General features: G+C 44.1%; 8 protein-coding genes. 7 read left to right on the forward strand and 1 reads right to left on the reverse strand.

From position 1 onward, the window contains the following. Positions 1-183 precede the first annotated feature (183 nt). Positions 184-780, reverse strand: a complete 597-nt coding sequence (locus tag Q0369_RS04750) for a peroxiredoxin (RefSeq protein WP_291939968.1) — start codon at positions 778-780, stop codon at positions 184-186. A 180-nt stretch (positions 781-960) separates the two neighbouring features. Between Q0369_RS04750 and Q0369_RS04755 the strand changes: the two genes are divergently transcribed. The 7 genes from Q0369_RS04755 (at position 961) to Q0369_RS04785 (ending at position 4801) form a co-directional block, all read left to right on the forward strand. Then, complete coding sequence (locus Q0369_RS04755; RefSeq protein WP_005871245.1) at positions 961-1245, forward strand: DUF362 domain-containing protein; 285 nt, start codon at positions 961-963, stop codon at positions 1243-1245. A 107-nt stretch (positions 1246-1352) separates the two neighbouring features. Next, a complete protein-coding gene (ndk, locus tag Q0369_RS04760; protein WP_298096697.1) occupies positions 1353-1766 on the forward strand; it encodes a nucleoside-diphosphate kinase in 414 nt (137 codons plus the stop codon). Positions 1767-1775: 9 nt separating this feature from the next. Further along, positions 1776-2129 (forward strand): hypothetical protein, encoded by a 354-nt coding sequence (locus Q0369_RS04765; protein WP_298096699.1) that lies wholly within the window; start codon positions 1776-1778, stop codon positions 2127-2129. Positions 2130-2147: 18 nt separating this feature from the next. Beyond that, positions 2148-2294 carry a 50S ribosomal protein L32 gene (rpmF, locus tag Q0369_RS04770; RefSeq protein WP_005871250.1) on the forward strand — a complete coding sequence of 49 codons (147 nt, stop codon included), beginning with the start codon at positions 2148-2150 and terminating at the stop codon, positions 2292-2294. Positions 2295-2298: 4 nt separating this feature from the next. Further along, positions 2299-3291, forward strand: a complete 993-nt coding sequence (plsX, locus tag Q0369_RS04775) for a phosphate acyltransferase PlsX (protein WP_298096702.1) — start codon at positions 2299-2301, stop codon at positions 3289-3291. Between the two features lie 8 nt (positions 3292-3299). Next, on the forward strand, positions 3300-4298 hold the full coding sequence (locus tag Q0369_RS04780; RefSeq protein ID WP_298096704.1) for a beta-ketoacyl-ACP synthase III: 999 nt from the start codon (positions 3300-3302) through the stop codon (positions 4296-4298). 353 nt (positions 4299-4651) lie between these two features. Next, complete coding sequence (locus Q0369_RS04785; protein ID WP_298096707.1) at positions 4652-4801, forward strand: hypothetical protein; 150 nt, start codon at positions 4652-4654, stop codon at positions 4799-4801. The last annotated feature ends 329 nt before the right edge of the window (positions 4802-5130 follow it).

Genomic DNA, 5130 nt, shown 5'->3' on the forward strand with positions numbered 1-5130 from the left:
TTTTGGGATTTTTGGGATTTTTGGGATTTTTGGGATTTTTGGGATTTTTGGGATTCCGCCGCCGCGACTCAAAATTTTGGCAGCGGAATTTAGAAAGCTTTGCTAGCTTTAATAGCCCGTGCAAGGCTAAATTTAAACCTTACGCGGTTAGAATTTGTACGCCAGCGCGAAGAATTTCACGAATTATAGTTTGCTCGCGTTTTTGTCTAGATACTCTGCGACGCCTTTAGGGTCTGCTTTCATTCCTGCGTCGCCTTTGTGCCAGCCTGCAGGGCAGACCTCGCCGTGCTCGTTTGTAAATAGCATCGTATCGACCATTCTTAGCATCTCGTCGATATTGCGACCAAGCGGTAGGTCGTTGATGACGGCGTGGCGGACGGTGCCGTCTTTGTCAAGCAGGAAGCTGCCGCGAAGCGCTACGGCATTGCCGAACAGCACGTCGAAGCTGCGTGCGATATCTTTTGTGATATCCGAAACTAGCGGGAACTGCACTTTGCCGATACCGCCTGCATTTACTGGAGTATTTTTCCATGCAAGATGCGTAAATTCGCTATCGCAGCTAACGCCGATAACTTCGATACCCTTGGATTTGAAATCTTGATATCTGTGATCGAATGCAATGATCTCGCTTGGGCAGACGAAGGTAAAATCTTTTGGATAAAAGAATACGACCGCGCCTTTTTCGCCGATATTTTTATAGAGGTTGAAATCCTCAACTATTTCGTTGTTGCCTAAAACCGCAGTTGCCGTGAAATCAACGGCTTTGTTGGTTACTATCATTTGTTTCTCCTTGTTAATAAAATTTATGATGGCGATTATACATTTTAAAACTTTAGATTTGCTGAAATTTGATGAAATTTTTTATATAATAAAATTTATTTGTTTGATAATATTAAATTTTATCATTTTTTAAATTTAGTATGTTATCATCGCACTTCATTTTTTGATAAAGGAGAAAAAATGGCTGTAAAAATTACCGATATTTGCATTAGCTGCGGCTCATGCATCGACGAGTGCCCGGTAAATGCGATCGTGGACGATAGCGATAATCCAAGCGGCGAGGATAGCTACTACGTATATGCCGATAAATGCGTCGAGTGTGTAGGCTACAACGACGAGCCTGCGTGCGCTAGTGCCTGTCCGACTGATGGCTGTATCGTCTGGAGCGACATCGTAGCGGGCCAACCTAGTAGGGATAGTATAGGCGCGGATCTACGCAGCGGAGATACCCCGGTATTTGCTTAGCAGATAAAATTCCGCGATCAAATGCGCGGAATTTTAATTCATTCAATCCTTAAATAAATTTTAACCTATTTTTCGATACAATCCGCCTTTCACTTTAAGGAGATTATATGCAGCAAACGCTTTCTATTATTAAGCCTGATGCCGTTAAAAAAGGCGTTATCGGCAAAATTATCGATCGTTTCGAAAGCCACGGACTAAGAATCGCAGCGGCTAAAAAATTATGCCTAAGCGCCGAAGATGCGGGTAAATTTTATGAAATTCACAAAGACCGCCCTTTTTATAAGGATCTGATTGAGTTTATGACTAGCGGTCCCGTGGTCGTAATGGTGCTTGAAGGCGATGATGCCGTAGCTAAAAATCGCGCTCTAATGGGCACTACCGATCCGAAAAAAGCGGATAAAGGCACTATCAGAGCGGACTTTGCGGACAGCATCGACGCTAACGCCGTTCACGGCAGCGACAGCCTAGAAAACGCAAAAACCGAGATTGCTTTTTTCTTTGCAAAAAGAGAAATTTGCTAAGAGTGCCACGTGAAGATCACTTTTGCTAAAATTTCCGCATCGCCAGTGCCGTTTGAAATTCCGCGAGACGGACTTAAGCTTAGCGGAAATTTAAAACGAAAAGACTCTAAGTTTATCGAGTGTAAGGGCGAAATTAAGGGCAAAATTCCATACATTTGCGACCGCTGCGGCAAAGAATTTAATCTTGACGTAAACGAGAGCGTAAATTTGCTTTTAAGCGAAGGCGTTTTTAACGACGAAAGGCACGAAAGCTTGGATGTGATGGAGTTTTTCGGCACCGAAGTTGATCTGGATGAAATTTTGAGAAGCGAAACGGAAGCTTTTAAAAGCGACTATTTTTATTGCGAAGAATGCAAGAACTAAATTTATAAAGGAGAAAAAATGGCAGTTCCAAAGCGAAGAGTTAGTAAAACTCGTGCGGCGAAAAGACGCACTCACTACAAAGTGACCCTTCCGATTCCCGTCAAAGATAAAGACGGAAGCTGGAAAATTCCGCATAGAATAAACAAAACTACGGGCGAATATTAATCCGATGATTTCCGTTGCTATAGACGCGATGGGCGGTGATTTCGGCTGCGAGCCGATAATAAACGGAGTCGTAGATGCGCTGCGAGAGCGTAAATTTAATGCGTTTTTGGTAGGCGACGAAGCGCAAATCAAGCCTTTTATTCCACAAGATCAAGGCTTTGAGAAATATATCACTTACGTAGCTGCAAGCGAAGTTTTCGAGATGAAAGAGGGCGCAACCGACGCTCTCAAACGCAAAGAGAGCAGCATCTTTAAAGCGGTCGATCTAGTAAAAGACGGCACTTGCAAAGCCGTGGTATCCGCAGGACACAGCGGCGCTACGATGAGTCTTGCGACGCTTCGCATAGGCAGGCTAAAAGGCATTTTGCGCCCGGCGATTGCTACGTTGATGCCAAATTCCACAGGTGGACGCACGCTCGTGCTTGATGTGGGCGCTTATGTGGATTGTAAGCCAGAGAATTTGTTTCAATTCGCGATTATGGGCGAAGCATATGCCAAGGAGATTATGGGTTTAAACGCACCACGCATCGGCTTATTATCCAACGGCGAGGAGGATAGTAAAGGCAACGAGGTAACAAAAGAAGCCTTTCATATGCTTAAGAAGATGCAAAATTTTATCGGTAATGTAGAAGGCAATCAAATTTTTGACGGCTCGGTAGACGTGGTCGTGTGCGACGGATTTATCGGCAACATTATGCTAAAATCCAGCGAAGGTGTCGCAAGCGCTATCGGCAAACTTATCAAAAACGAAACAAAAAAATCTCCGATTGCTATCGCTGGCTCCATTTTGATGAAGCGCGTCTTTAAGATAATCAAAAAAAGCACAGACTACGACGAATACGGCGGCGCGCCGCTTTTGGGCGTCAAAGAGTGCGTCATCATAAGCCATGGCAAAAGCACTCCGAAAGCCGTTAAAAACGCGATCTTTCAAGCGCTTAAATTTGCAGACTCCAAAATCAACTTCGCGATAGAAAGCGAAATTTCTTCAAACGAATAGGAAAACGAATGCAAAAAGCCTCGATGATCTCAATCGCAGCATACGCGCCGAGCGAAATTTTAACCAATTTCGATCTTGAAAAGATGGTTGAAACGAGCGATGAATGGATCGTCAAGCGAACAGGCATTCATGAGCGCCGTATCGCGAAAGGCGAGAGTACTAGTGATTTAGGCGTGAAAGCGGCGTTCAAGGCGATCGAGCGTAGCGGCTTACAAAAAAACGAGATCGATGCGATAATCTGCGCCACGATCTCGCCCGATTATTTCTGCATGCCCTCGACCGCGTGCGTCATCGCGGATAAACTGGGTTTAAATTTCGGCATCACGGCGTTTGATATAAATGCCGCCTGTACGGGCTTCATCTATCTTTTAGAGCTTGCAAAATCCCTCATCGAAAGCGGTGCTAAAAAACACGTGTTGATAATCGGCACGGAAAAGTTAAGCTCGATAGTCGATTGGAGCGATCGCGCTACGTGCATACTTTTCGGCGACGGTGCGGGCGCTGCGGTTATCGCGGCGCGCGACGATAACGGAATCATCGACATTCATACAGCTAGCGACGGCAGTAAGGGCGATCTTCTCATTACCGCAGCCCCAGGCAGCGTCAATCCACTCAGCCAAAAAATCATCGACGAAAAGCTGGGCTTCATGCAGATGGCGGGACGCGAGGTCTTTAAAATCGCGGTGCCGACGCTCAGCAACGACGTCGTGGAGATTTTGGAGAAAAATAAAATTTCGCCCGAGCGGGTCGATCTTTTTATCCCGCATCAGGCAAATTTACGCATTATCGAGGCAGTCAAGGCTAGACTGGAATTTAGCGACGAACAATGCGTGCTTACGATCGGCAAATACGGCAACACGAGCTCGGCGTCGATCCCGATGGCGATAAATGACGCTTATGAGAGTGGCAGGCTCAAAAACGGCTCGCTTATGCTTTTAGATGCGTTCGGCGGCGGCTTTACGTGGGGCAGCGCGCTTTTGAAATTCGGTGGCAAGAGCATAAACTAGTGCTTTTTAAATTTCATTATCTTTGAATTTCACCATATTTAAGAGTTAAAATTCCAAGCTTATTTACAAAACTAATTTCAAATTTATATTTATTCCGAGTTAGGTTTCAAAATTTTAAAATGAAGCGTTTGCGATTGAAAGCATATTATAATCTTGCGCAGTTAACATATCGGCTTCTGCGTGAGATAGTAAAATGACGTTAGTCTTAGGTCTGCTGCTTTTTGGCGGCGGGCTTTTAGAATATAAAAGAAATCAAATATGATAGCCTAAATGGGCGTTACTTTCAGCTGATTCTACACATTAATGGCTTGTGATTAGCTGCAAAGCTCAATAAGTATTTTTACGGGCGGCGTATGGTGGATCTTTTGAGCGACCTACACATAGGCTTTAGAATAAAATTTAAATACCAAAACGCCCACAACAGCAAGTATCAAATTGCCTTAGATTTGAAATTTGGCATAAACGCCGGTAAATTTAATCAAATACCACAAACGGGGCGATAAAGGATGCCATGCCATGAGTGCAGAGGCGTCGTATCTCTAAATCTATAGGGCGTTAAAATCTCCAGCTATCTCCCGTTATACAATATACATTTATCCCTGTGTAGATAGTGGATGACGGAGGACGCGTTCATGTCAGCTGCAGACTGAAGCGGTCAATGAACTTAGCTTTATTGCGAAAGCTACAGCGGTTTATAGGTTTTGATGGTAGGTCCAGCTCAATGCCATTGTAAGCATTGGAAAATTTTGCACGAAATATCATCTTGCAGTTATGGATGACAGTTATTAAAGCATATTATTGGGGCAATTTTTTATAAATTTTAAGTTCAAAT

Origin of the sequence: uncultured Campylobacter sp. (assembly GCF_938030685.1) — a bacterium.
In the GTDB taxonomy this organism is placed as follows: domain Bacteria; phylum Campylobacterota; class Campylobacteria; order Campylobacterales; family Campylobacteraceae; genus Campylobacter_B.

What these genes read in the sequence shown, in the direction of transcription:
- Q0369_RS04750 (WP_291939968.1), bottom strand. Translation starts at nt 780, where the DNA reads ATGATAGTAACCAACAAAGCCGTTGATTTCACGGCAACTGCGGTTTTA.
- Q0369_RS04755 (WP_005871245.1), top strand. Translation starts at nt 961, where the DNA reads ATGGCTGTAAAAATTACCGATATTTGCATTAGCTGCGGCTCATGCATC.
- ndk (WP_298096697.1), top strand. Translation starts at nt 1,353, where the DNA reads ATGCAGCAAACGCTTTCTATTATTAAGCCTGATGCCGTTAAAAAAGGC.
- rpmF (WP_005871250.1), top strand. Translation starts at nt 2,148, where the DNA reads ATGGCAGTTCCAAAGCGAAGAGTTAGTAAAACTCGTGCGGCGAAAAGA.
- plsX (WP_298096702.1), top strand. Translation starts at nt 2,299, where the DNA reads ATGATTTCCGTTGCTATAGACGCGATGGGCGGTGATTTCGGCTGCGAG.
- Q0369_RS04780 (WP_298096704.1), top strand. Translation starts at nt 3,300, where the DNA reads ATGCAAAAAGCCTCGATGATCTCAATCGCAGCATACGCGCCGAGCGAA.
- Q0369_RS04785 (WP_298096707.1), top strand. Translation starts at nt 4,652, where the DNA reads ATGGTGGATCTTTTGAGCGACCTACACATAGGCTTTAGAATAAAATTT.